Genomic DNA, 25148 nt, shown 5'->3' on the forward strand with positions numbered 1-25148 from the left:
GGGTCGCCGGTCGCCGGTCGCGGGTCGCCGGTCGCGGGTCGCGGGTCGCGGGTCGCGGGTCGCCGGTCGCCGGTCGCCGGGCATCCGTGACGCCGCGGGCGTCTGCGAAGCCCCCTCGCGTGCGTGCAGTGCCGCGGCGACCACCGTGCGGGACTGGTGCTCGACCTGGGTCTGACCCCGATGGGGCGCGCCTTCCGGCCGCACGCCGAACTCGCCGTGCGCAGCGCAGCGCAGGCCCGCCGGGCGGCCCGCGCCGCCGCCGGCGCCGAGGGCGGTGAACTGCACGTCGCCGCCGTCCACTCCGTCGCGGTCGGTGTCCTCCCGGACGTCTTCGCCCGTTGGCGCGCGGCCCATCCGCGCGTGCTCCTGCATCTCCACGAGTACGCCTCCTCGCAGGCACTGGAGGAACAGGTCGAACGGGGCGCGGCCGACCTCGCCGTCGGTCCGGCACCCGCCGACTGGCCCGGCACGGTCGTGCCGGTCGGCGAGGAGGACATCATCCTGGTCGTGCCCTTCGACGACCGCTTCGCCGGCCGTACGACGGTGACGCTGCCCGAACTCGCAGACCGCCCCTGGGTGCGCTGCGTCATGGAACCCGTCGTGCAGGGCGAACGCTTCCTCGACTGGGCCTGCGGCCGGGCCGGATTCACCCCCCGCACCGCCGTGTTCACCGAGCACAGCTCCACGGCGGTACGGATGGCCGCCGCCGGGGTCGGTGTCTGCGCCGTGCCTTCCCACCTCGTCCGCGACGCGGTCGGCGAGGACTGTGTCGTCCTCACCCCCGACCCGCCCTGGAAGCGCACGCTGACGGTCTTCTCCCGCCTGCCCCCGACCGGGGCGGCGGAGGCCTTCGTGACCCTGCTGCGCGCGGCCTGGCCCCACCCACGCGTGGCCCCCGCCTCGCCGCTGCGCGCGTACGAGGACTGTCCCGAGGAGGGACCTGCGGTCGCCTGAGCAGGGCACGGGGGTACGGAGGGGCGCAGGGCCGGCCACGGGTGCCTGACGCCGCCCTGCCGCTCCGCAATCAGCCCGGCCTCACTCGCCCACCCTTTCCAGCAACGCCACCGGCAGCCGTGCGAACAACTCCTCCACGCGCGCGTGCCCCGTGAACTCCCGCCCCGGTTCGAGTACATCCGCCCAGCGCCCCGGCGGCAGCGGTAGCCGGGTGTCCTGCCAGCCGCCCGCCTCCGCGAGCCGGAGGGACAGGCGGGTGACGGCCGTCAGTGCCTCGCCGGAGCGGACGAACGCCAGGCAGTGCTGTGCCGCCGGTCCCTCGGCGGGCAGCGGCATGTACGTCGCCGTGTCGCCGAAGGCGTCGGGGCGGCGCGCCCGCAGCCCCAGCGCCGCCCGCGTCACCGCCACCTTCTCCCCGGACGTCACGCCGGACTCCTCGGGCGGGAAGCTCACCGCCCGCCGGTTGTCGGGGTCGACCAGCGCCCGGTACTCGGCCTCCGTGCCCTGGTAGACGTCCGGCACGCCCGGCATCGTCAGCTGGATCAGGGCCGTGCCCAGCACGTTCGCCAGGATGTGCGGCTCGAGGGAGTCCCGGAACGCGGCGACCCGCTCACCCGGCGCCCCGCACGGCCCGGCCGCCACGAACCGCGCCACCGCCTCCTCGTACGGCGGCTCCTGCTCGGTCCAGCTGGTGTACAGGCCCGCCTCGCGCACGTGCTTCAGCAGCGCCCCCTGCACCCGCTCCCGCGCCCCGGACTCCGGGCCGAGCCCGAACACCGTCTGCCAGGCCACCCAGGCCAGTTGCGCGTCCGGCACGCCCTCGCCGGTGCGTGTCACCTCGGCGAGGACGTCCGCCCAGCGGTCCGGACACTCGGTGAGCACGTGCAGCGCCGCCCGGACGTCGGCACTGCGCTTGGTGTCGTGCGTCGAGGCCACCGTCCCGGTCACCGGCCAGTCGCGCTGCACGCGCGCGCAGTACGCGTGGAACTCCTCCGGCGACAGCGCGGGACGGCCCGGGTTCCCGCCCACCTCGGTCGCCGACAGCAGTGGCACGTAGCGGTAGAACGCCGTGTCCTCCACGGACTTCGCCCGCAGCGCCGACGAGGTCTGCGCGAACCGCGTCCGGAACTCCACCTGCGCGGACCCGTCGCCGTACCGGCCCAGTACGAGGTCCCGTACGACGTCCACCGCACCGGCCTCCTCGGGCACGGTGAAGGCGAGACGGGCCTCGGCGGCGGCATCCTCGGTGACCACGGACGCGGCGTCGACGGACTCGTACGGCCGGTAGACCTCCATTCGGACCAGCAGCTCCTGGAGCGCGGTGCGCAGCGCCCAGGGCGCGCGGTCGCGCAGCGCCGGCTCCGGCGAGGTCGCGCACAGCCGGGCCGCCACCCGCACCAGCCGGTCGGTCTCGGTCGCCAGCTCGTGCGTGAGGACCTTGTACGCCGCCCGCCGCACCGTCGCCTCCCACTGCCCGCCCCGGTCCGTCTGCGGGGCCGCGAAGCGCCGGTACTGCCCCAGGAGGTCCCCGAACCCGGCCGGGTCCGTGAAGAGCCCGTCCACGTGCCGCAGGGCGTCGTAGCCGGTGGTGCCCGCGACGGGCCAGGAGGCCGGCAGCCGCTCACCGTCGGCCAGGATCTTCTCCACGACCGTCCAGCGGCCCCCCGTCGCCTCGTGCAGCCGCGTGAGGTAGCCGTCGGGGTCGGCGAGCCCGTCGGGATGGTCGACGCGCAGCCCGTCGATCACGCCCTCGTGGAGCAGCCGGAGGATCTTGTCGTGGGTGGCCTCGAACACCTCGGGATCCTCCACCCGCACCCCGATGAGCTCCGAGATGCTGAAGAACCGCCGGTAGTTGAGCTCGGTCCGGGCCAGCCGCCACCACACCGGGCGGTACCACTGCGCGTCCAGCAGGTGCGGCAGCGGCAGGTCCTCGGTGCCCTCGCGCAGCGGGAACACATGGTCGTAGTAGCGCAGGACGTCACCGTCGACGCGCAGCTCCCCGAGCACCTCGCCCAGCGGCCCGCCGAGCACCGGCAGCAGCACCCGGCCGTCCTGGGCCTCCCAGTCGACGTCGAACCAGCGCGCGTACGGCGACTTCGGGCCCTCGCGGAGCACCTCCCACAGGGCGCGGTTGTGGCGCGGTGCCATGGCCATGTGGTTCGGGACGATGTCCACCACCAGACCGAGCCCGTGCTCGCGCGCCGTGCGCGCCAGCGCCCGCAGTCCCTCCTCGCCGCCCAGTTCCTCGCGCACGCGCGCGTGGTCGACGACGTCGTAGCCGTGCATCGAGCCCGGCACGGCCTCCAGGACGGGGGACAGATGCAGGTGCGAGACGCCGAGCGAGGCCAGATACGGCACGACGGCCGCCGCGGCCCCGAACGGGAACTCGGGCTGCAGTTGCAGCCGGTACGTGGCCGTGGGCACCACCGGGTCAGGTCGCTCAGGTGTCATGCAGACCTACGTACCCGCCCTGCCGCCGTTCGTGTCATCGCCCGCGCCAGGTGCGCCGCGCGTCGCCCGGACGAGTGGCTCTTTCCGGGCGACGCACGGGTCGGCGGTCACACGGGCCGCTGGAGCACCGTCATGCTCCGGTCGGTCAGGGTCAGCCGGTCCCCGGCCTGCACTTTCGGGCCCGTGCCCGGCGGCACACCGTCCGCGCGGCCCGTGTCGACCACCACCTGCCACTGCCGTCCGTGGTTGACCGGTACCAGGAACTCCAGCGGCTTGGGCGAGGCGTTGAACATCAGCAGGAACGAGTCGTCGGTGATGCGCTCCCCGCGCGGGCCCGGCTCCGAGATCGCGTTGCCGTTGAGGAACACCGTCAGCGCCGAGGCCCGGGCCGAGTCCCAGTCCCGCTGGGTCATCTCCCGGCCCTCGGGGGTGAACCAGGCGATGTCGGACAGGTCGTCGTGGGTGCCCTCCACGGGCCGGCCGTGGAAGAAGCGCCGACGGCGGAAGACCGGGTGGTCCCGGCGCAGCCACACCATCGCGCGCGTGAAGGCCAGCAGCTCCTTGCTCAGACCCCCCTCGGCGTCCTCTCCCTCCTCGGGCCACTCCACCCAGGCCAGTTCGTTGTCCTGGCAGTAGGCGTTGTTGTTGCCGCGCTGGGTGCGGGCGAACTCGTCGCCGTGGCTGATCATGGGCACGCCCTGGGACAGCATCAGCGTCGCGATGAAGTTCCGCATCTGCCGGGCCCGCAGCCGCAGGACGTCCGGATCGTCGGTCTCGCCCTCGACCCCGCAGTTCCAGGACCGGTTGTGGCTCTCGCCGTCCCGGTTGCCCTCGCCGTTGGCCTCGTTGTGCTTGTCGTTGTACGACACCAGGTCGTGCAGCGTGAAGCCGTCGTGGCAGGTCACGAAGTTGATCGAGGCCAGCGGGCGCCGCCCGTCGTCCTGGTACAGGTCGGACGAGCCGGTCAGCCGCGAGGCGAACTCGGCGAGCGTGCGCTGCTCACCCCGCCACAGGTCCCGCACGGTGTCCCGGTACTTGCCGTTCCACTCGGTCCACAGCGGCGGGAAGTTCCCCACCTGGTAGCCGCCCTCTCCCACGTCCCACGGCTCGGCGATCAGCTTGACCTGCGAGACCACGGGGTCCTGCTGCACCAGGTCGAAGAACGACGACAGCCGGTCCACCTCGTGGAACTGCCGGGCGAGCGTGGCCGCAAGGTCGAAGCGGAACCCGTCGACGTGCATCTCCGTCACCCAGTACCGCAGCGAGTCCATGATCAGCTGGAGCACGTGCGGGGACCGCATGAGCAGGGAGTTCCCGGTCCCTGTCGTGTCCATGTAATAGCGGGGGTCGTCCGTCAGCCGGTAGTAGCGCGGATTGTCCAGGCCCTTGAAGGACAGCGTCGGGCCCAGGTGGTTGCCCTCGGCCGTGTGGTTGTAGACCACGTCGAGGATCACCTCGATCCCGGCCTCGTGCAGCGCCTTCACCGCCGACTTGAACTCCAGCACCTGCTGGCCCCGGTCGCCCCAGGAGGCGTAGGCGTTGTGCGGGGCGAAGAAACCGATCGTGTTGTAGCCCCAGTAGTTGTTCAGGCCCATGTCGACCAGACGGTGATCGTTCACGAACTGGTGTACGGGCATCAGCTCCAGGGCCGTGACCCCCAGCTCGGTGAGGTGCTCGATGACGGCCGGGTGCGCGAGGGCCGCGTAGGTGCCGCGCAGTTCCTCCGGCAGGCCCGGGTGCCGCATGGTGAGGCCCTTGACGTGGGCCTCGTAGATCACCGTGTGGTGGTACTCGGTGCGTGGGAGCCGGTCGTCGCCCCAGTCGAAGTACGGGTTGACCACGACCGACGTCATGGTGTGCGGCGCCGAGTCCAGGTCGTTGCGCCGGTCGGGCTCGTCGAAGTGGTAGCCGTAGACCTCCTCGCCCCAGCTGATCGAACCGCTGATCGCACGCGCGTACGGGTCGAGCAGCAGCTTCGCGGAGTTGCAGCGCAGCCCGCGCTCCGGGGCGTACGGGCCGTGCACCCGGAACCCGTACCGCTGCCCCGGCATGATGCCCGGCACGTACGCGTGCCGCACGAACGCGTCGCTCTCCCGGAGCTCGACGGCCGTCTCCGAGCCGTCGTCGTGCAGCAGACACAGCTCTACTCGGTCCGCGGCCTCCGTGAACACCGCGAAGTTCGTGCCGGCGCCGTCGTACGTGGCACCGAGTGGATACGCCTCTCCAGGCCAGACCTGCATGGATACGACTCTTTCAGGTGAGCGGCGCCGGTGGGGACGCCTTGCCCCTCGAGTCTCCCCGAAAGTGAGGGAACCTCCTATGACTTATGTCCCTCTTACCGAGTGACCAGTGCATACGTGTTATGCCGAACCAGTGGGGCACGTGATACTCCCGCGGCTTTTGGGGGAGTAGGGGAAAGTTGTGACACGGGGACCAGGGCGGGGCGGCCCTCCGGCAGCACTACCCTGCCCATCCGGCTGCACCGCCGACCGCTCCCGGAGTACCCTTCCTTGATCGTTGACAAGGGGAGTGCTCGGGGGAGCGGAAGGCGGTGCGCGGGTGGGCTCGGGAGGGCTGGAGCTGCCCCCTGGTGACGAAGGTCACGAGGGGAACTCCGCAGACGTCCCGACCGGCGCCGTGTCCCTGGCACGGCCGATGGACGCGACGGGCTCGATAGGTCCGGAGCTGGACTGGGACGCCGACGCCTGGCGCGAGGTGCGCACCCGCGCCCAGCGGGCCGGCCGGGCCTACATCTGGCTGAACCTCGTCGAGCAGCGGCTGCGCGCGGTCGTCGCCGCCGTACTGCGCCCCGTCTACGAACCCGTCCACGGCGACGACTGGGTGGTGGCCGCCGCCGGACCCGCCGGGCAGGAGTGGGTGCAGCGCGCGGTCGCCGTGCGCGAGGTCAGCCGCCGCAAGGGCTATCTGCTCGACCCGGCCGACGACAACGTCCTGTCCTTCCTCACCCTGCCGCAGCTGCGCGAGCTGATGGTGCAGCACTGGCCCTGCTTCGAGCCCTACTTCGACGACCGCCGGGACGTCGAGCTCGCCCTGGACGAGCTGGAGGTCACCCGGAACGTCGTCTCCCGCAACCGCGCGCTGTCCGAGGCCGTCCTGAACCAGGCCGAGCGCGCCTCCGCCCGGCTGCTGGAGATGCTCGGCACGGGCGGTGACGTGCCCTCCGCGCGCCGGCTGCCCGTCGACGCGGTCGAGGACCTGGTCGGCGACCGGTACGCCGACGTGGTCGCCGTCCACCCGGACCGGGTGCGGCTGATGCGCCAGTTCCCGGCCGAGGACATCTTCGGCGGCGCCCGCCGCCTCGACGCCATCGGCATAGGCCTCAACCTGCTCGTGCAGAACTTCTCCGGCCGCCGCCTGGTCCGGCTGGCCGAGTCCGGCTGCCGGGTGCGGCTGCTGTTCCTGAACCCGGCGTCCAGCGCGGTCAAGCGGCGCGAGCGCGAACTGGGCATCAAGCGCGGCGAGCTCAGCCGGGCCGTCGAGATGAACATCCTGCACATGCGCCGGGTACGGGCCCGGCTGCGCGACCCGGGGGCCTTCGAGATCCAGGTCTTCGACGAGACGCCCCGCTTCACGGCGTACCTGGTCGACGGTGACGGCGCGGACGGCATCGCGGTCGTGCAGAACTATCTGCGCCGGACCCGTGGGATGGAGGCGCCGGTGTTCGTGCTGCGCAACAGCGGCAAGGTGGTCAAGTCGGGCGAGGTCGACGAAAGCGGCCTCTTTCCCACCTATCGCGAGGAGTTCGAGGTGATGTGGGCGGATTCGCGGCCGGTGTCGTGAACTGTGCCCCGCCGTGGGGTGGTTGCGGTGGCTCGGTTGCGGTGGTTCGCCCGGCCGCCGGAGGGGCTGAGCGGAACGCGGTCCTCTGATTGTCAGTGGTGCATGGGAAGGTGGAGACCACTGGGGGAACGCACCATAGAAGGGGGGCCGCCCATGGGCTGGCACCGGGAGCTGCTGATCGGCTTCGACCTGGAGACGACGGGCACGGATCCGCGCGAGGCGCGCATCGTCACGGGAGCCGTGATCGAGGTCAGGGACGGGGAGCCGATGGGGCGCCGGGAGTGGCTGGCCGACCCGGGGGTGCCGATCCCCGAGGACGCGGTGGCGGTGCACGGCATCAGCAACGAGCGGGCGGCGGCCGAGGGCAGACCGGCCGACCAGGTGGCGGACGCCCTCGCCGACGTCCTCACCTCCTACTGGAAGACGGGCGTGCCGGTCGTCGCCTACAACGCCGCCTTCGACCTCACCCTGCTCTCCGCCGAGCTGCGCCGCTACGGACTGCCGTCCCTGCGCGACCGCCTGGCCGGCGTGGACCCGGCGCCGGTCATCGACCCGTACACCATCGACCGCTGGGTCGACCGCTACCGTCGTGGCAAACGCAACCTCGAAGCGGTCTGCGCCGAGTACGGCGTGGTCCTCGACTCCGCCCATGACGCCATGGCCGACGCGCTCGCGGCGGCCCGCCTGGCCGGCGCGATAGCAGCCCGCCACCCCAAGATCGCGTCCCTCGGCCCGGCGGACCTCCACCGCCGCCAGATCGAGTGGTACGCGGAGTGGGCGGCGGACTTCCAGAGCTTCTTGCGCGGCAAGGGCGACGCGACGGCCTTGGTGGACGGGGCATGGCCGTTGAGGGAGCTGGCGGACGCCTAGGGGTGTCCGCAAAGTCCCCGTCGTCAGAAGGCCCGACGCTCCCTGCGTCACACCGGTGCGGGCGCCGCGATGCGTTCGATGCGGGGCTTGGCCAGCCGCTCGTAGTCGGCGCCCGAGACGAGGAGCGAGCGGTCGAGCCGGGCCGCGTTGAAGTACAGCTTCGGCCGGGTCACGACGTCCGGGTCGGCGACCAGTTCGAGATCGGCATCGAAGCTGAACGGCAGGACCCTGCCGGGGACGGCGCGGGCCAGCCGTTCGGCGGTCTCGGGGTCGCTGAAGCCGACGTAGCGGGCCGCGAACAGCGCCCTGACGGCGTCCAGGTCCACCCGCCGGTCCCCGGGGACGACCGCCAGGACGTGCCGTGTGGTGCGGCGGTCCACCTTGACCCGCAGCACGATGCACTTCGCGGCCTCGGAGGCCGGATGCCCGCGCAACGCGCACACGGCTTCGGTGGCGCCTTCGGGCTCGTGGTCGATGAGGCGGTAGTCGACGGAGGCGGAGTCGAGCAGGGAGATCAGGTGGTCGTAGGTGTCGTGCCGACCGGCGTCGTGACGGCTGGAGTCGTGGTGGGTGAGGGCGGGCATGCGGAGTCCTCGTCGAGGGAGGGGGACGGGGGTGGCAGGGGTCCGGGGGTGTCGCGGTGCGCGCGTTCCACCGCCTGTCCCCAGTACGTGCCGGCCACCATCAGGGCCGCCCCGAGGCCGGTGAGGGGCGTGAGGTGTTCGCCGCCGAGGGCGATGCCCACCGCGACGGCCCAGACCGGCTCGGTGCCCAGCAGCAGGCTGGCCCGGCTGGCGGAGGTGCGCTGCACGGCCCAGGTCTGGGCCAGGAAGGCGAACACACTACAGAACAGGGCGAGATAGACGAGCTGGGCCCAGGTCGCCGGGTCCGTGCGGACCAGTGCCGGCAGGTCGTGGGCGGCGACCGGCAGGAACAGGGCCGTGCCGACGAGGGTCTGCACCGTCGTCAGATGCAGGGGGCGGATCGCCCGCCCGGTGGTGAAGCGGCCGACCAGCGCGACATGCACGGCCCTGATCAGTGCGGCGCCGAGCATCAGCAGGTCGCCGAGGCGTGGCGCGTGAAAGCCGTTGCCGGACATCAGCAGCCCGACGGCCAGGACGCACACTCCGGTCGCGGCGAAGAAGGAAGGAGGCAGCGCGCCGCGGCGGGCGCCGCGGTCGAGGAGCGGGGTGAGGACGATGGTCAGACTGATGATGAGCCCGGCGTTGGCGGCGCTGGTGTGAGCGACGCCGTACGTCTCCACGACCAGGACCGCGGCCTGGGTCAGCCCCAGGGGCACACCGGCCCGCAGCTCGTCACGCGTCCACCGGCGCGATCCGCGCCGCCGGGCGGCGACGACGCCGAGACAGGCGAGCGCGGAGAGGGCGTAGCGGGCGAACAGCACCATCAGGACGGGGAGCGCGGCAGTGGCCGTCTGGGCGGACAGATAACTGGAACCCCAGACGAGCGCGACAAGGAGGAGTACCGCATCGGTACGGCGGACGTCGGACACCCGTCTACGGTGCACCGGAGCCATCCATGAAGCCCAGTGCCAATCTCTAAAATGATCATTTAGCGGTCCTACATCGTCGCTACACTGGGGCCATGGACGAACGCCAGCTGCGGATCCTGCGGGAGCTCGGCGAACTGGGCAGCGTCACGGCGGTCGCCGAGGCGCTGCTGGTGACGCCGTCGGCGATCTCCCAGCAGCTACGGCTGCTTCAGCGCGCGATCCCGGTGCCGCTCACCGAGCGCCAGGGGCGACGGCTGGTGCTCACCGACGCCGGGCAGGCGCTGGCGGGCGCGGCCGTGGAGGTGGAGACGGCGCTGGCCCGCGCACGGCACACCGTCGAGGAGTTCGTCGGACGGCCCGATGGCGAGGTGTCGGTGGCGGCGTTCCACAGCGCGGGCGCCGCGTTCTTCCCGCCGCTGCTGCGCGCGCTGGCCGGGCCGGGCAAGCCGGTGCCGAGGCTGGCCGACGAGGACGTACCGCAGGAGGACTTCCCCCGGCTCACCCGCGGATACGACCTCGTCCTGGCCCACCGCCTGGACCACGCCCCGCCATGGCCGGACACCGTGGCCACGACGACGCTGCTGCACGAGCCGCTGGACGTGGCCATGCCCGCCGACCACCCCCTGGCCGCCAAGCGCCGCGTCACCCCGCACGACGTGGCCGACGAGCCGTGGATCACCGTGCACGAGGGATTCCCGGTCCTGGCGACGATCGAGGCCATCGCCGCCGCGGCGGGCCGCAGGCTCCATCTGGCCCATCGCATCAACGAGTTCTCGGTGGTCGCCGAGGCCGTGGCCGCCGGGGGCGGTATCGCCCTGATGCCGCGCTGGACCATGCGCCCGCATCCGGCGCTCGTGCTCCGGCCGCTCAGCGGAGCGCAGGCGCGACGCCACATCGACGCCCTGTACCGCCCCGAGCGCACGGCCCGCACAGCGGTCCGCACGGTCCTCGCGGAACTACGCCGAGCCGCCCGAAGCATCCAGGTCAGAGATTCGTAGCGCTCACAACGGATACCACCGCACCGCCTCGTCCCCCTCCCGGAGCGATGCCACCCGCCGCTCGAACTCGGCCAAGGCCTTCGGATTGCTCGGCGCATGCTGAGCCACCCACGCACAACTGGCCGTCTCCCGGGCGCCACGCAACACCGAACACCCCTCCCACTCCCGCACATCCCACCCATACGCCTCGGTGAAGGAGTCGTACGCCTCGCCCGGGAGCCCGTAGCGGTCGTGGGACAGGGCCATCACCACCAGGTCATGCTCGCGCAGGTCCGCGGATACCGTCTCCAGGTCGACCAGAACCGGCCCCTCCGGCCCCACATGCACATTGCGCGGCAGCGCGTCCCCGTGGATCGGCCCCGGCGGCAGATGCGGCGTCAGCGCCGCCGCCTGCGCGGCGAACCCGTCCCGCCGCTCCCGCAGATACGCCGCGTCCGCCGGGGCGATCGCGTCCCCGGCGAGCCGCAGCCAGCGCTCCACACCGCCCAGCAGATCACGGGGCGGCAGATCGAGGGAGGGTGCGGGCAGGGCGTGCACGACCCGGAGCAGTTCGGCCAAATCCCGTGGCTCGGCGGGCCGTACGGCGTCGGGGAGCCGGTGCCACACCGTCACCGGGTGACCGTCGACCAGCAGGGGCTCGGGCTCGGCCGCCCGTACCGCCGGCACACTCGACTCCGCGAGCCACAGCGCGATGTCCAGTTCGCGGCGCGCCCGGTCGAGGAGCTCGGCGTCGCGGCCCACCTTGACGACCAGGTCCCCGGCCGCGAACACGGCGTTCTCGCCCAGCGCGAGCAGCCGTGCCTCGCGGGTCGCGCCGGGCAGTACTCCCGCCGCGGCCAGTACGTCCCGGGCCCGTGCCTCGTCCATCGTCCGCCTCCGTCGTCCACGTCTTCCGCCGTCGGGTTCCGGCCATCCGCCGGTCAGTGTCGCATCGGCACAGGTGGGGCGGCGTGCGCGGTGCCTTGACGAGGCAGACCGCCTTCACGACCATGACGTGGTCGGCCGAGCCGTCAAAGGGGCTGATTCCGTGACATTGGTGACCGAGGCTTCGCCACCGAGGAGACCGGCCGGTCGCAAGCCCGGCGGGGCCCGGCCCCGGCGGGCCGTCGACCACGGCGCCTGGTTCCTGGTGCTGCCCGCCCTGATCCCCATCCTCGTCCTCAGCGTCGGGCCGCTGCTCTACGGGATCCTGCTGGCCTTCACCGACGCCCAGTCGGGCCGTACCGAGCCCACCCGGTGGATCGGTGCCCTCAACTTCCGGGACCTGCTGCAGGACACGCTGTTCTGGGAGTCGTTCCGGATCGGGCTGGTGTGGGCGGTCGGGGTGACCGTGCCGCAGTTCCTGCTCGCACTCGGCCTCGCCCTGCTGCTCAACCAGGACCTGCGGCTGCGCTGGCTGGCCCGCGCCCTGGCGATCATCCCCTGGGCGATGCCCGAGGTCGTCGTCGGCATCATGTGGCGGCTCGTCTACAACCCGGACGCGGGCATCCTCAACGAGACCCTGCGCGACATCGGTCTGGGCGAAGGCCGCGACTGGCTCAGCGGGCTGGCCACCGCGCTGCCCGCCGTGATCGTCGTCGGCGTCTGGGCGGGCATGCCCCAGACGACGGTCGCGCTGCTCGCCGGACTCCAGAACACCCCGCGCGAACTCCACGAGGCCGCGGCGGTCGACGGCGCGAGCGCCTGGCGCCGCTTCCGCACGGTCACCTGGCCCGCCCTCAGGCCCATCGCCCTGGCCATCACCGCACTCAACCTGATCTGGAACTTCAACTCCTTCGCCCTGGTGTACGTCCTCACCAGCGGCGGGCCGGGCGGCCGGACCCGTCTGCCCATGCTCTTCGCCTACGAAGAGGCCTTCCGCTACGGACAGTTCGGCTACGCGGCGGCGATGGGCTGCGTGATGGTGGCCGTGATCTCGATCGCCCTGGCCGTCTTCCTCGCCGGCCGCCTCAGGGGAGGTGACGACGCGTGAGGACCAGCCGCCCGGCCCGCGTCGGCCAGTACACCGCGCTGCTCGCGTATCTCGTCTTCCTCGCCTTCCCGTTCCTCTGGCTGGTCTCCACCGCGTTCAAGCCGCCGCGCGAGCTGGGCAGCCTGCACCCGACCTGGATCCCCGAGGACCCCACCCTCGCCAACTTCCGGCAGGCCTTCGACGAACAGCCGCTGCTGCACGCCGCCCGCAACTCCCTGCTCGCCGCACTCGCAGCGGCGGTCGTCGCCGTGCTGATCGCGACACCGATGGCCTATGTCGTCGCCCGACGCCGCACCCGGCTGGCCAAGGCGGTGACGGGCTGGGTGGTGATCAGCCAGGCGTTCCCGTTCGTGCTGCTGATCATCCCGCTGTTCCTCGTACTGAAGAACCTCCGCCTGATCAACTCCGTGCCAGGGCTGGTGCTCGTGTACGTGGTGTGGGCGCTGCCGTTCGCGCTGTGGATGCTCGCCGGGTACGTGCGGGCCGTACCACCCGAGCTGGAGGAGGCCGCGGCGGTCGACGGGGCGGGGCGGGTGCGGACGCTGGTGTCGGTGACGGCGCCGCTGCTCGCGCCGGGCATCGTGGCGACCGGGCTGTTCGCGTTCATCACCGCGTGGAACGAGTTCTTCTTCGCGCTCGTGCTGCTCAAGACACCGGAGAAACAGACCCTTCCGGTGGTGCTCACCCATTTCATCGGCGCCGAGGGCGTCGCCGACCTCGGCCCGCTCGCGGCGGCCGCGTTCCTCGCGACGCTGCCGTCGCTGGTCGTCTTCGCGATCATCCAGCGGCGGATCACGGGCGGCATGCTCACCGGGGCGGTGAAGAGCTGATGCGCACACGCCTGCTGGCCCTCGTCCTCCTGCTGCTCCTCGCCGGCTGCTCCTCCGGCGGCAGCCGCGACGACGACGGCCGCATCGCCCTGCGCTTCCAGTCCCTGGCCTGGCAGGAGGAGTCGGTCGAGGCCAACAAGGAACTGGTGAAGGAGTGGAACGCCACCCATCCGGACGTCCGGGTCGAGTACGTCCAGGGCAGCTGGGACAGCGTCCACGACCAGCTCCTCACCGCCTTCGAGGGCGGCGAGGCACCCGACATCATCCACGACGCCTCCGACGACCTCGCCGACTTCGCCTACGGCGGCTACCTCGCCGACCTCACCGCTCTGCTGCCCGCGCGGCTGAAATCGGACATCCCGCAGCGCAGTTGGGAGACGACCACCTTCGGGGACGGCATCTACGGCGTGCCGTTCCTCCAGGAGCCGCGCGTGCTGATCGCCAACGCGCAGTGGCTCAAGCGGTCCGGCGTACGGATCCCGACGCCCGAGAAGCCGTGGAGCTGGGCCGAGTTCCGCCGGATCACCGCACAGCTCAGCGGCCGGGGGAAGTACGGCATCGCCTGGCCGCTCAAGGAACCGGTCTCCGCCACGCTCAACCTCTCCCTGTCTACGGGCGGACAGCTCTTCCACCGCGGAGCCGACGGCAAGGTGACGGTCCGGTTCGAGGCGGCCGACCAGGTGGTGCCGCGCACCATCCACGCCCAGGCCGGCACCGACCGCAGCGCCTCGCCCACGACCCTGGGCAGCGGCGGCTCCGACACCCTGCCCGGCTTCTTCGGCGGCAGGTACGCGATGGTCCCGCTCGGCTTCTCCTACCGCCAGCAGATCGCGCAGCAGGCCCCGAAGGGCTTCGACTGGCAGGTGCTGCCCGCCCCGGCCGGTGCCGGGGGACTCACCCAGGGTGTCAGCCCGCAGACGCTGTCCGTCGCTGAGGACTCCCCGCACAAGAAGGAGGCGGCCGCCTTCATCGACTTCCTGCTGAGGCCGGAGAACATGGTCCGCCTCGCCCTCGGCGACTGGATGCTGCCGACCGGCACGCGGGCGCTGAACGACCCGGCCCTGCGCACACCCGAGCACGGCTGGTCCACGGGCACGGCGCTCGCCGCCCACCTGCGCCCGGCGCCCGCACAGACCGTACGGGGCTACCCCGAGTGGAAGGACAAGGTGGCCACCCCGGCCCTCCAGGAGTACTACAGCGGGGCGATCGGCATCCGCGAACTGCGGGAACGCCTGGAGGGGGACGGCAACCTGGTGCTGGCGCGCTACCAGCGCTGAACCCGGAGAAATCCCGTTGTGCGTCGCCACCGGCGGCACCTAGCGTGCTGCCCGTGGGAATCAACGCGATCTGCATCTCCGGTCACGGCCGGGGCTGCGCGCACGCCGCACGGGTGCGCCGCGGCCCCGGAGCCCTGACCGGCCCGGGGAGCCACGCCCGCTGAGCCTCTGAGCCCGGCGTCTCACCTCGCTGCTCTCCCTCTGTCTTCCGGTCGGGGCCTTCGGCTGCCCTCACACCCCTCACGGAAGACAAGGACCGCAGGCCATGGCCCGCCCCACCGCTACTTCCCGCGCGCTCTCGCAGAACTTCCTCGCGGACCGCGCCACCGCCGAACACTTCGCCCGACTCGCCGTCCCGGGAGCCCGGCCCGTCCCGCTGCTGCTCGAAGTCGGCGCGGGCAAAGGGGCGTTGACCGTTCCGCTGGCACGACGCTGCCGGGAGTTGCGCGCGTACGAGATCGACCCGCGGCTCCTCCCAGGCCTGCGCAGCCGCTTCTCCGGCACGCCGCATGTCCGTGTCGTCGGCGGGGACTTCCTGGCCGCACGCCCGCCGCGCACGCCCTTCTCGGTCGCCGGGAACGTGCCGTTCTCCCGTACCGCGGCCGTCGTCGACTGGTGCCTGCGTGCTCCCGCGCTCACCGACGCCACGCTGCTCACCCAGCTCGAGTACGCCCGCAAACGCACCGGCGACTTCGGCAGCTGGACGCTGCTGACGGTCCGGACCTGGCCCCGATACGAGTGGCGGCTGCTGGGCCGCGTCGGCAGGCGCAGCTTCCGGCCCGTGCCGCGCGTGGACGCCGGGGTGCTGCGCATGGAACGGCGCGACACCCCGCTGCTCGGCGCCGCCGGGTACCGGAGCTGGTGCCATCTGGTCGAGCTGGGCTTCTCCGGGGTCGGCGGTTCCCTGCACGCGTCGCTGCGGCGGGCCCACCCGAGGCGGCGGGTGGACGCCGCGTTCCGGGCGGCGCGCCTGGATCCGGGCGTGCTGGTGGGCGAGGTGGCGCCGGAACGGTGGCTGCGGCTGCACGAGGAGCTGACCTGCTGAACCCAGAGCGGTTGCACGAGACGTCTCGTCTCGCATATGGTCCGGCGCATGACCAGTCGCGCTCATATCGCCATGTTCTCCATCGCCGCCCACGGGCACGTGAACCCGGGTCTGGAGGTGATCCGCGAGCTCGTGGCGCGCGGCCACCGCGTGACGTACGCGATCCCGCCGGTCTTCGCGGAGAAGGTCGCGGAGACCGGCGCCGAGGTGAAGCCGTGGAACTCGACGCTGCCCTCGCCCGACGACGACCCGGAGGCCTGGGGGAGCACACTGCTGGACAACGTGGAGCCCTTCCTCGACGACGCGATCCAGGCCCTTCCACAGCTGATCGAGGCGTACGAGGGCGACGAGCCGGACCTCGTCCTGCACGACATCGCCTCCTACCCGGCCCGCGTCCTGGCCCACCGCTGGGGCGTGCCCGCGATCTCCCTGTCGCCTGCCATGGTCGCCTGGGACGGGTACGAGAAGGAGGTCGCCGAGCCCATGTGGGAGGAGCCGAAGAAGACCGAGCGCGGCCGTGCCTACTACGCCCGCTTCCACGCCTGGCTTGAGGAGAACGGCATCACCCGGCACCCCGATGCCTTCGGGGCCGGCCCGACCGCTCGATCGTCCTGATCCCCAAGGCCCTTCAGCCGAACGCGGACCGCGTCGACGAGACCGTGTACTCCTTCGTCGGAGCCTGCCAGGGCGACCGCAGCGCCGAGGGCGGCTGGGAGCGGCCGGCCGGTGCCCAGAAGGTCGCGCTCGTCTCGCTCGGGTCCGCCTTCACCAAGCAGCCCGGCTTCTACCGCGAGTGCGTCAAGGCGTTCGGCGACCTGCCCGGCTGGCGCCTGGTGCTCTCGGTCGGCAAGCACATCGACCCGGCCGAGCTCGGGGAGGTCCCCGCGAACGTCGAGGTGCGCTCCTGGGTGCCGCAGCTGGCGATCCTGAAGCAGGCCGACCTGTTCGTCACGCACGCGGGCGCGGGCGGCAGCCAGGAGGGCCTGGTCACGGCCACGCCGATGATCGCCGTACCGCAGGCCGCGGACCAGTTCGGCAACGCGGAGATGCTCCAGAGCCTCGGTGTCGCCCGGTACGTGCCCACGGAGGAGGCGACCGGCGAGGCTCTGCGCGAGGCGGCCCTCGCCCTCGTCGACGATCCGGAGGTCGCCCGTCGCCTGAAGGACATCCAGGCGGAGACGGCCAGGGAGGGCGGCACCCGTCGCGCGGCCGACCTCATCGAGGCCGAACTCGCCGCTCGTAGGGGTAGCCGGGCCGCTCGCCAGGCATAGTCGGGGCAGCTGTCACCCGCTGGTCCGTCACACCGTGACGGCCTGGCGGGTGAGGGTCATGCGGGCGTGGTCGAGAGCGGCGTCCATGCGCGCCGCCTGCCCCTGGGTGAACATGAACATCGCGGCGTCGTCCGTGTAGTCCATGTAGTTCATGAACATGTCGCCGTTCGGTCCGTTGCCGCACGACACATGGGGGAAGTCGGGTGAACCCGTGTTCGGCCCGCCCTGGTTGGGGGTGTCCGCCACGAAGTCGCTGCCGCTGCACCCCTCGTCGTCGTCGCCCCAGATGTGCCGCAGGTTCAGCCAGTGCCCGATCTCGTGCACGGCCGTGCGGCCGCCGTCGAAGGGCGCGGCGGCGGTGCCGGTGGTCCCGAAACCGGTGTGCGTGACGACCACTCCGTCCGTGGAGGCGGCGCCGCCCGGGAACTGGGCGTAGCCCAGCAGGCCGCGCCGCAGTTGGCAGACCCAGAAGTTCAGGTAGACGTCCGCGGGCCAGGCGTCGTGGCCGCCGCTCAGGCTGAATTTGACCAGGTCGTCCGTGTCCCAGGCCGGGGTCGAGGTCTGCGTCCGCGTGATGCCGTCCGTCGGGCGGCCCAGCGGGTCGGTCCGGGCGAGGTGGAACTGGATGCGCGCATCGGCCACGAGGTCCTGCCAGGCCTCGGGGACCTTGTCCACGTCCGGGTTGCTCGCGCGGAAGTCCTGGTTGAGCACCTCGATCTGACTGTGGATCTGGGCGTCGCTCACGTTCTGCTCGGCTGTGTTGTGCACGACGTGCACGACGACGGGGATGTCGACGAGGCTCTGCCGGGCGGTGGCCGTCTCCAAGTGTTCGTAGGCGAACGCGGCGTTCTCGATCTGGGCCCGGTTCTCGGCGTACTCGGGGTTCAGGGTGAGGAGCCTGCGGTGCACCTCCATGGCGCCGCACCAGCGGCTGTAGTCGGCGGAGGTGACGCGGTGGTAGGACTGCGCATCGGACATGACTGCCCCTCGGGGGAGCTGGGGGTGTGCCGCGTAGGCGGCTGCTGTTGTGCGCGTGTGACACGCGCCGCGAGGGCCGGGCGACGCCGGGCGGAGCGGTCGGTTGCCCGTTCCCTCCGAACCCATACACTGATAATGCTAGTCATTCGGGTGTAAAACCGGCAATTTGGATAGCTTGGCGAGCGAGGTGGCCGGATCATGAGCGAGCCCCCATCGGAGCTGTTCCGCTCGTGGCTCCATTCCTACGAGGAGGACCACGAGGACGTGCGGGTGTACCGGCCGGACGACCACCCGTTCCCGCCGGCGCGCGGGCGGCGCGGCATGGAGTTCGCGCCCGACGGCACCTTCGTCGACCACCCGCTGGGACGCGGGGACGCACCTGGCGCCGTGCCCGGCCGCTGGCGGCTCGTGCCGGACCGTCGCATCGCGCTCACGTTCGGGGGTGCTCGCCCGGACCGGGAGCTGGAGATCCTGCGCTGCGACGAGGACGTGCTGCACGTGCGGCGACTCACCGGCTGAAAGAGCCCGTCGGTTCCGGGGGAACCGACGGGCCCGCACGCGGCAGCGGGGGATCAGACCCTGCGAGAAGGCGAAGGCCACGATCGGGGCCCGAAGGGGGGCATAGCGGGCTCCTCGGCTGTGTGGATCCTGAGCAGGAGGTTGTGCCCGGCAGCGACCGATGAGTAATTTCGGGACCCGGGCAGCCGCCCGCCGGCCGTCGTGCCCACCCCCACGGGGCACGACGGCCGCCTTGTGCCATGAGCGTCGCTGCCCCCGCACTCCTCGCGCGTATTCTTGGGCCCCCTTCAGCCGGGAGCGGGTGGCGAAGGTCGGGCACGAGATGCCAGATGCCGTCGCTGCCCTTCTTGGCGTAGGTCTGAAGGCACTCGTCACCGGAGCCGACCGGGTTGTATCCGCCCGCGGCCCCTGGGACATGCCCGCGCTGTCGTAGCTGGCGGCGAAGGCCAACTCGTCACAGGACTGCGTGTCGGGCTGGGGCAGGTCTCGGCACTCCTGCTGGATGGAGTCGATCGAAGCCGCAGGTCGTGGCCGGCCGGGCAGACCCCGCCGCCGAACGCCGACGACTCCTCATCAGGACCTCGAGCAAGGAACCCGCAGCCCGGGTGATGCCCGGCCGCGTCAGCCACGCGCTGACCATCACCGGCACGGTGCCGGGCACGGGCAGGCACACGAAGCAGAAGGCCGCCGACCCCGGCAGCACCGCAGGCGGCACACCGTCTCCGGCACTGACCGGCTCCTCCGAGCCGCAGTTGTCGACGATGAGCATGACGACCACGTCCACCGACGACCCCGTATCTCGTCAGGAGCTCTTAGGGTGTGCGGATGACGACGTACGCGGCACTGTTGCGCGGAATCAACGTGGGCGGCAGCAAGAAGGTCCCGATGGCGGACCTGCGCGCACTCCTGACCGGCCTCGGCCACGAGGACGTACGGACGTACCTCCAGAGCGGCCAGGCCGTGTTCACCTCCGGTCACGGCGACGAGGAGTCGCTGGCCGCCGAAATCACGCACGCCATCGAGAAGCACTTCGGGTTCGGCGTAGACGTGCTCGTGCGCGACCACGCCTATCTGAAGGCGATCGCCGACGCCTGCCCCTTCCCGGCCGCCGACCTGGAGCCCAAGCAGCTCCACGTCACCTACTTCTCCGCCCCCGTGTCTCCCGAGCGCTTCGCGGAGATCGACGAATTCGCCTACCTCCCCGAGGAGTTCCGCCTGGGCGACCGCGCCCTGTACCTGTACGCCCCGAACGGCCTGGGCCGCTCCAAACTGGCCGAGCACCTCTCGAAGCCGCGCATCACCAAGGGCGTCATCGCCACCACCCGTAACTGGAACACCGTCGTCAAGATGGTGGAGATGACGGATGCCTGAACACGATCCGGCCGTCGAGGCCGCCATCGAGGGCGAGCTGGCGCTGCTCGACCCGGACGTGCGCCGCTCGCCCGAGCGGGTCGGGGCGCTGCTGCACCCCGACTTCCACGAGTTCGGCGCCTCCGGGCGGCACTGGAGCCGGGCCGCCGTCATCGCCGCCCTGGCCGAGACCACCGACCTCGATTCCCCGCCCGTCGTCACCTCCCAGGTGCACGGCGTACGGCTGGCCCCCGACCTCGTCCACCTCGTCTTCGACACCGAGTACGACGGCAGGCGCGCACACCGCAGTTCGCTGTGGCGGCGGACGGAGGACGGTTGGCTGCTCTACTTCCACCAGGCCACGCCCTTCAGCGACCGGCGAGAGTGACCCTCCGGTCGCCGAGGTAGGTCGTGTACGACGTGATCTCCGCGGGGACGGCCAGCCGCGCGTCCTCGTAGGGCCGCGCCAGGTCGTCCTGGGAGCCGACCGCGTCGGCCGCCGCCAGTTCGTGCCCGGTGAGCGGCACCCGGCCGAGGAACTGCGGACCCCAGCCGTCCCAGGGGAGCAGTTCGACGCCGTTGACGGCGGCCAGGTCGCGCACCACATTGCCCCACACGAACCACAGCCCCCGCAGCCGGTCGACGCCGCTGAGCCCGAAGTCCATCGGATCCGCCCGCCCCTCGCGGCAGGCCCGCCAGGCCTTCCCGGCCACGAGGAACCGGTCCCTCGGCACGTCCACGGGGTCGAACGGCACGTCGTACCCGTGGTGGACCTGCGCGTCGGCCAGCCGCCACCGCCCCTCCGGCGTGCGGTACTCGGTCACCCAGTGGTCCTCGTGGAAACCGTCGACGAAGTACGACGCGAAGCCGCAGCGCAGCCGCGCGGGCGTCCCCGTGGCCCGCAACAGCGAGCACAGCAGCAGCGAGAAGTCCCGGCACGTGCCGACGAACCGCTCCTTCGGCGCCCGCTCTTCGGTGAGCGGGGCGTCACCGCGCTCCCGCAGGATCCTCAGGATCTTTGTGACGTAGCGGGACTCGGCGTCGTGGTGCAGCCGCGCCTCGGGCACGGAGTATCCGAACAGCTCTCCCTCACCCCGATGGATGATCACGTCCCGTACCAGGCCGGTGAGTTCCCCCGGGTCACGCGGCAGGCCGCTCGTGTCCAGGTCACCGGGGTCGCTGTACGGCGTCTGCCTCAGGTAGTCGTCCATGCCCCGGACCCTCGCCCCTGCCCCAGGGGCAAGGTCAACGGCACCGGACGTTTGGCCGAATCACCCCCACACGAACCGGGGCCTTGGCACGGTAGGACCATGACGAGCACCGATCACCCGACGACTCCATCCGGTCGTACGACGGCCGTCCAGGCCATGCGCGGCGCGGCGACGCAGCTTGCCGAACTGCTCGGCACGACCCCCGACTCCGTCACCGCCGTCCGCCCGACGCCCGACGGCTGGACGGCCGACGTGGAGGTCGTGGAACTGGAGCGGGTCCCCGACACCATGACCATCATGGCGACCTACCGGGTCATACTCGACCCGGAGGGCCGGCGCATGGGCTACGAACGGGTGCGCCGCTACGCCCGCGGCCAGCTCGACCGAGGGCGTTAGCGCCCGTCCCGCTCCTTCCGACTTCCCTCCGCGGGAGGTGTTTTCGGTGTGTGCGTGAACACGTCCGCCGCCCACCCCGTACCTACGGACGGCACGAGAACGAGTCTCGCGAGAGGAATCGCACCGTGACCGTCATGACACAGACCGGCGGGATGCAACCCGCCGCCACCTCCGGCGGGTCGGGGACCGGTGGCCTCTTCGACATCCTCGAACTGATCCTGGACCGCGGGCTCGTGATCGACGTGTTCGTCCGTGTCTCCCTGGTCGGCATCGAGATCCTGAAGATCGACATACGGATCGTCATCGCCAGCGTCGACACCTACCTCCGCTTCGCCGAGGCCTGCAACCGCCTCGACCTCGAGTCCGGCCGCAAAGCCCCCGACAAACTCACCGACATCGTCGGCAACCTGGTCGAGAGCGGCGCCCGAGGCAAGACCAGCGGCGCGATCGGCGGGGCCATCGACGCGATCGGCGACATCTTCGACCGCGACGACAAGGACCGCAGGGAGGAGGAGCGGTGAGCGGCGTCTACGTCTACGCCGTCACCCGCTCCGACCACCCCCTGCGGCTCGACGGCCTGCGCACCGTCGGAGGGACCGACGGTCCCCCGCGCGTGGTCGTCCACGGCCCGCTCGCCGCCGTGGTCAGCGCCGCGCCCCCCGACCTGCGTCCCAAGCGGCGCGACCTCGCCGCCCACCAGGAACTCCAGGAACGGCTCATGGCGGACGGCTCGGTCCTGCCCATGAGGTTCGGCCTGCTCGCCCCCGACGACACCGCCGTCAGAACGGCCCTGGAGGAGCGGGGCCGGGACTATGCCCGAAGGCTCGGCGAACTGCACGGCACCGCCGAGTTCAACCTCAAGGCCGCCCGCGACCAGGACGACCTGCTGCGCGAGGTGCTCGACGAGTCCGAGGAGGCCCGGCGGCTCAACCAGCGCACCCGTCACGGCACCGGCAGCTACGAGGACCGCCTCGCCCTCGGCGAACTGGTGGCCCGGCAGGTCGACGCCCGGCGGCGGCGGCAGGCCGACGAGATCGTCGGGCGGCTGTCCGCACTGACCAGGTCCAGCGTCGTGGCGGACCCGGCCGAGGACGACTTCCTCAACGTGTCGTTCCTCGTCGAACGCGCCCGCGCCGAGGAGTTCACCACGGCCGGCCGGCGCCTGGCCCACGACTACGGCGACGCCTACGACTTCCGGCTGCGCGGCCCCCTGCCCCCGTACAGCTTCGCCGGCTGACCATGGGCCTGCTCACCGGCATCCTCACCCTCCCGCTCGCGCCCCTGCGCACCACGCTCTGGGCCGCCGAGCAGCTACAGGCAGCCGCCGAGGCGCAGTACTACGACCCGGCCCCCGTCCGGCAGGCCCTCGTCGATCTGGAACGCGCCCTGCTGGAGGGACGCGTCGACGAGGACGAGTACGACCGCCGCGAGGACGAACTGCTGGACCGACTCGACGAGATCACCGCCCGGAGACGAGCCCCCCGACCATGACCCATCCGGCAGCAGGCGGACTCACCGGACCACCCCGCCCATCTTCCCCCTACGACCACGGGCCCGGCCCCCAGAGCGCCAACCTCGCCGACATCCTCGAACGCGTCCTCGACAAGGGCGTGGTCATCGCCGGCGACATCCGGATCAACCTGCTCGACATCGAACTGCTCACCATCAAGCTGCGCCTGCTCGTCGCCTCCGTCGACAAGGCGAAGGAGATGGGCATCGACTGGTGGGAACACGATCCCTCCCTCTCCTCCCGGGCCGCCCGCCCGGAACGGTCCCTGGCCGACGAGAACGAACGACTGCGCGCCGAGATCGCCGCCCTCAAGGCGGCCGACAGGAGGCCGGAGCCATGACCGACCCGAACCGCGTCTACGCCTACGCGGTCCTGCGACGCACCCCCGAGGCCGCCGCGGCGGTGGCTGATCTGCGCGGGGTCGCCGGCGACCCGATACACCTGGTGGAGCCCGCCAACCCCGCCTCACAGCCGGCCTTCGCCGTCGGCCACGTCCCGGCGGCCGACTACGACGAGGCCCCCCTCAAGGCCCACCTCGACGACCTGGACTGGCTGGAGTCCACGGTCCGGTCCCACCACGCCGTGGTCGCCGCGCTCGTCGCGAGCGGCGCCGCCGTCCTGCCCCTCCGCCTGGCCACCGTCTACCCCGACGAGGACCGTGCCCGGCAGGCCCTCGACACCCGCAGCGCGTACTTCCTGTCCCTCCTGGACCGCCTCACGGGCCACGTCGAACTCGGCGTCAAGATCTACGCCACCCCGGACATCACACCACCCGAGCCGGACACCGACGCCGGACGGGAAACCCCCACCGGCCTCGGCGTCGGCCGCGCCTACCTGGCGATCCGCCGCCGCAGACAACGCAGGAACGAGGAGGCCTGGCGCACGGTCGCACAGGCCGCCGCACACCTCACCCGGACGGCCGGCGCCCTCGCGGTCGACCGCCTCGCACACACCCCGCAACGCGGAAGCCTCGCGGGCCCGGCCCCCGGCACCAACGTCGGCAACGACGCCTACCTCGTCCCCGCCGACCGCGTCGACGCCTTCCGCACCGGCGTACTGGCGGCCGCCGAGGGCATCCCCGGCCTCCGCGTCGAAGTCACCGGCCCCTGGGCTCCCTACTCCTTCGCGTTCCAGCCGGAGCCGGCCGTGTGACAACCACGCACAGGTTGTAAGACTCACGGCGTGATGCCTCGGAGGGACCCGACGAACGGCGCACCGGACCGGAACCGAAGACGCTGGGGAGTTTTCACCCGCCGGGATTTCCGCCTGCTCTGGGTGGGCGGGACCGTGAGTGGGCGGGGCCTTGTCATGAGCCCGATGCGCCGCGAACAGGACCTTCCGCAGGCCCACGAAGCGGAACAAGCGCCCACCGGGGACTCAAGAGGGGTGCAAGGGGCCGTCTGACTGACAAGACGGCCGCCGCCCCTTTCAGGTTCCGGCGACTCCTCCGCACGCTGCTTTCAGGCGCTCACAGCCGCCAACGCCGGTACCCGAGCCGCGTCGTACCGCTCCAGCACCACCCGGGCCACCTCCGGCGCCGGCCCCAGGACTTCCGCCAGGACGTCCGCCTCCTCCGCGCCCCGGGCGATGCGGTCCGGGAGGAAGCCGGGGGCGAGGACGTAGGGGGCGACCGCCACCCGGGAGCAGCCGAGGGCCCGGAGTTCCCGGACGGCGTCCTCCGTGCGGGGGAGAGATGCGGAGGCGAACGCAGGCCGCACGGCGCACCAGCCGGTGTGCCGCCACTCCCGCGCGATTTCTGCGATCACTGCGATCGCCTCCGGGTCGGTGGATCCCGCCGAGGCCAGCACGACCCCGGTCGAGGACTTCTCGGCGGGGGAAAGCCCCGCCTCGTACAGGCGTCGCTCCAGGGCGGACAGCAACAGGGGCGACGGGCCCAGGACCTCCGCCTGGCGGATACGGAGCTGCGGGGGAGCGTCCGCGAGGACCGCCGGGATGTCCGCCTTCGCGTGGAACGCCCGGGTCAGGAGGAGGGGGAGGGCCACGACGTCACGGACGCCCTGGACCGCCAGGGACTCCAGCACCCCCTGCACCGAGGGCACGTTGAAGTCCAGGAAGCCCGTCTCCACGCGTGCGTCGGGACGCAGGGAGCGGACCCGGCGTACCAGGGCATGCACCGTCGCGGCGTGCCGCGGGTCGCGGCTGCCGTGGGCGATGACGAGGAGAACAGGCTTGTTGATCATG

Annotated in this window: 25 protein-coding genes and 1 pseudogene; 18 read left to right on the plus strand and 8 right to left on the minus strand. The window is 72.0% G+C overall.

Annotation, left to right across the window (positions count from 1 at the left end; genetic code table 11):
- Positions 1 to 180: 180 nt before the first annotated feature.
- Positions 181 to 954, plus strand: coding sequence for a LysR family transcriptional regulator substrate-binding protein (locus V8690_RS33605; RefSeq protein ID WP_338785541.1), 774 nt, complete (start codon positions 181 to 183; stop codon positions 952 to 954).
- 81 nt (positions 955 to 1035) lie between these two features.
- Here the strand turns inward: V8690_RS33605 and treY are convergent, their stop codons facing one another.
- Both treY and glgX read right to left on the minus strand, forming a co-directional pair.
- Positions 1036 to 3405, minus strand: coding sequence for a malto-oligosyltrehalose synthase (treY, locus tag V8690_RS33610; RefSeq protein WP_338783841.1), 2370 nt, complete (start codon positions 3403 to 3405; stop codon positions 1036 to 1038).
- 107 nt (positions 3406 to 3512) lie between these two features.
- Positions 3513 to 5645, minus strand: a complete 2133-nt coding sequence (glgX, locus tag V8690_RS33615; protein ID WP_338783842.1) for a glycogen debranching protein GlgX — start codon at positions 5643 to 5645, stop codon at positions 3513 to 3515.
- 319 nt (positions 5646 to 5964) lie between these two features.
- On the opposite strand from glgX, the gene V8690_RS33620 reads away from it, so the two are divergent.
- Positions 5965 to 7206, plus strand: a complete 1242-nt coding sequence (locus tag V8690_RS33620; protein ID WP_338783843.1) for an SAV2148 family HEPN domain-containing protein — start codon at positions 5965 to 5967, stop codon at positions 7204 to 7206.
- Between the two features lie 153 nt (positions 7207 to 7359).
- Positions 7360 to 8076, plus strand: coding sequence for a 3'-5' exonuclease (locus V8690_RS33625; protein ID WP_338783844.1), 717 nt, complete (start codon positions 7360 to 7362; stop codon positions 8074 to 8076).
- Positions 8077 to 8123: 47 nt separating this feature from the next.
- On the opposite strand, the gene V8690_RS33630 is transcribed toward V8690_RS33625, so the two are convergent.
- Positions 8124 to 8660, minus strand: coding sequence for a YbaK/EbsC family protein (locus tag V8690_RS33630; protein WP_338783845.1), 537 nt, complete (start codon positions 8658 to 8660; stop codon positions 8124 to 8126).
- On the minus strand, positions 8591 to 9589 hold the full coding sequence (locus V8690_RS33635; protein WP_338783846.1) for a DMT family transporter: 999 nt from the start codon (positions 9587 to 9589) through the stop codon (positions 8591 to 8593). Before V8690_RS33635 ends, V8690_RS33630 begins: the two co-directional genes overlap by 70 nt.
- A 92-nt stretch (positions 9590 to 9681) precedes the next feature.
- Between V8690_RS33635 and V8690_RS33640 the strand changes: the two genes are divergently transcribed.
- Positions 9682 to 10587 (plus strand): LysR family transcriptional regulator, encoded by a 906-nt coding sequence (locus V8690_RS33640; protein ID WP_338783847.1) that lies wholly within the window; start codon positions 9682 to 9684, stop codon positions 10585 to 10587.
- Positions 10588 to 10590: 3 nt separating this feature from the next.
- Here the strand turns inward: V8690_RS33640 and V8690_RS33645 are convergent, their stop codons facing one another.
- Entirely contained in the window at positions 10591 to 11454 is an 864-nt protein-coding gene (locus V8690_RS33645; RefSeq protein WP_338783848.1) for an aminoglycoside phosphotransferase family protein, read from the minus strand.
- Between the two features lie 160 nt (positions 11455 to 11614).
- On the opposite strand from V8690_RS33645, the gene V8690_RS33650 reads away from it, so the two are divergent.
- The 5 genes and pseudogenes from V8690_RS33650 (at position 11615) to V8690_RS33670 (ending at position 16982) form a co-directional block, all read left to right on the plus strand.
- The gene (locus V8690_RS33650; protein ID WP_338783849.1) at positions 11615 to 12559 is read left to right on the plus strand and encodes a sugar ABC transporter permease; all 945 of its coding nucleotides are present in this window, start codon (positions 11615 to 11617) and stop codon (positions 12557 to 12559) included.
- Positions 12556 to 13389, plus strand: a complete 834-nt coding sequence (locus V8690_RS33655; RefSeq protein ID WP_338783850.1) for a carbohydrate ABC transporter permease — start codon at positions 12556 to 12558, stop codon at positions 13387 to 13389. Before V8690_RS33650 ends, V8690_RS33655 begins: the two co-directional genes overlap by 4 nt.
- The gene (locus tag V8690_RS33660) at positions 13389 to 14666 is read left to right on the plus strand and encodes a sugar ABC transporter substrate-binding protein (protein ID WP_338783851.1); all 1278 of its coding nucleotides are present in this window, start codon (positions 13389 to 13391) and stop codon (positions 14664 to 14666) included. Before V8690_RS33655 ends, V8690_RS33660 begins: the two co-directional genes overlap by 1 nt.
- Before the next feature lie 265 nt (positions 14667 to 14931).
- Complete coding sequence (gene erm(O), locus V8690_RS33665; RefSeq protein ID WP_338783852.1) at positions 14932 to 15711, plus strand: 23S rRNA (adenine(2058)-N(6))-methyltransferase Erm(O); 780 nt, start codon at positions 14932 to 14934, stop codon at positions 15709 to 15711.
- Positions 15708 to 16982: pseudogene (locus V8690_RS33670) on the plus strand (glycosyltransferase). The gene erm(O) and the pseudogene V8690_RS33670 overlap by 4 nt, the downstream one beginning before the upstream one ends.
- Positions 16983 to 17009: 27 nt before the next feature.
- Here V8690_RS33670 and V8690_RS33675 read toward each other — a convergent pair.
- The gene (locus V8690_RS33675; protein WP_338783853.1) at positions 17010 to 17960 is read right to left on the minus strand and encodes a zinc metalloprotease; all 951 of its coding nucleotides are present in this window, start codon (positions 17958 to 17960) and stop codon (positions 17010 to 17012) included.
- 198 nt (positions 17961 to 18158) lie between these two features.
- Between V8690_RS33675 and V8690_RS33680 the strand changes: the two genes are divergently transcribed.
- The 3 genes from V8690_RS33680 to V8690_RS33690 all read left to right on the plus strand — a co-directional run bounded on the left by V8690_RS33680 (position 18159) and on the right by V8690_RS33690 (position 20217).
- Entirely contained in the window at positions 18159 to 18479 is a 321-nt protein-coding gene (locus tag V8690_RS33680) for a hypothetical protein (protein ID WP_338783854.1), read from the plus strand.
- 825 nt (positions 18480 to 19304) lie between these two features.
- Positions 19305 to 19850 (plus strand): DUF1697 domain-containing protein, encoded by a 546-nt coding sequence (locus tag V8690_RS33685; RefSeq protein WP_338783855.1) that lies wholly within the window; start codon positions 19305 to 19307, stop codon positions 19848 to 19850.
- The gene (locus V8690_RS33690) at positions 19843 to 20217 is read left to right on the plus strand and encodes a nuclear transport factor 2 family protein (RefSeq protein ID WP_338783856.1); all 375 of its coding nucleotides are present in this window, start codon (positions 19843 to 19845) and stop codon (positions 20215 to 20217) included. The genes V8690_RS33685 and V8690_RS33690 overlap by 8 nt, the downstream gene beginning before the upstream one ends.
- Here the strand turns inward: V8690_RS33690 and V8690_RS33695 are convergent.
- A complete protein-coding gene (locus V8690_RS33695) occupies positions 20198 to 21040 on the minus strand; it encodes a transglutaminase-like domain-containing protein (protein ID WP_338783857.1) in 843 nt (280 codons plus the stop codon). The two genes, V8690_RS33690 and V8690_RS33695, sit on opposite strands and share 20 nt — an antisense overlap.
- Before the next feature lie 99 nt (positions 21041 to 21139).
- Between V8690_RS33695 and V8690_RS33700 the strand changes: the two genes are divergently transcribed.
- The 6 genes from V8690_RS33700 (at position 21140) to V8690_RS33725 (ending at position 24098) form a co-directional block, all read left to right on the plus strand.
- Positions 21140 to 21436, plus strand: coding sequence for a gas vesicle protein (locus V8690_RS33700; protein ID WP_338783858.1), 297 nt, complete (start codon positions 21140 to 21142; stop codon positions 21434 to 21436).
- 134 nt (positions 21437 to 21570) lie between these two features.
- Positions 21571 to 21957 (plus strand): gas vesicle protein GvpJ, encoded by a 387-nt coding sequence (gvpJ, locus tag V8690_RS33705; protein WP_338785542.1) that lies wholly within the window; start codon positions 21571 to 21573, stop codon positions 21955 to 21957.
- The gene (locus V8690_RS33710) at positions 21954 to 22673 is read left to right on the plus strand and encodes a GvpL/GvpF family gas vesicle protein (RefSeq protein ID WP_338783859.1); all 720 of its coding nucleotides are present in this window, start codon (positions 21954 to 21956) and stop codon (positions 22671 to 22673) included. Before gvpJ ends, V8690_RS33710 begins: the two co-directional genes overlap by 4 nt.
- Positions 22674 to 22675: 2 nt before the next feature.
- Positions 22676 to 22927 carry a gas vesicle protein GvpG gene (locus V8690_RS33715; RefSeq protein ID WP_338783860.1) on the plus strand — a complete coding sequence of 84 codons (252 nt, stop codon included), beginning with the start codon at positions 22676 to 22678 and terminating at the stop codon, positions 22925 to 22927.
- The gene (locus V8690_RS33720; RefSeq protein WP_338783861.1) at positions 22924 to 23286 is read left to right on the plus strand and encodes a gas vesicle protein; all 363 of its coding nucleotides are present in this window, start codon (positions 22924 to 22926) and stop codon (positions 23284 to 23286) included. Before V8690_RS33715 ends, V8690_RS33720 begins: the two co-directional genes overlap by 4 nt.
- Positions 23283 to 24098, plus strand: coding sequence for a GvpL/GvpF family gas vesicle protein (locus V8690_RS33725; RefSeq protein WP_338783862.1), 816 nt, complete (start codon positions 23283 to 23285; stop codon positions 24096 to 24098). The genes V8690_RS33720 and V8690_RS33725 overlap by 4 nt, the downstream gene beginning before the upstream one ends.
- Before the next feature lie 308 nt (positions 24099 to 24406).
- On the opposite strand, the gene V8690_RS33730 is transcribed toward V8690_RS33725, so the two are convergent.
- A complete protein-coding gene (locus tag V8690_RS33730) occupies positions 24407 to 25147 on the minus strand; it encodes a sirohydrochlorin chelatase (protein WP_338783863.1) in 741 nt (246 codons plus the stop codon).
- Position 25148 lies beyond the last annotated feature (1 nt).

The sequence above is a fragment of the Streptomyces sp. DG1A-41 genome, from assembly GCF_037055355.1.
Lineage (GTDB): Bacteria > Actinomycetota > Actinomycetes > Streptomycetales > Streptomycetaceae > Streptomyces.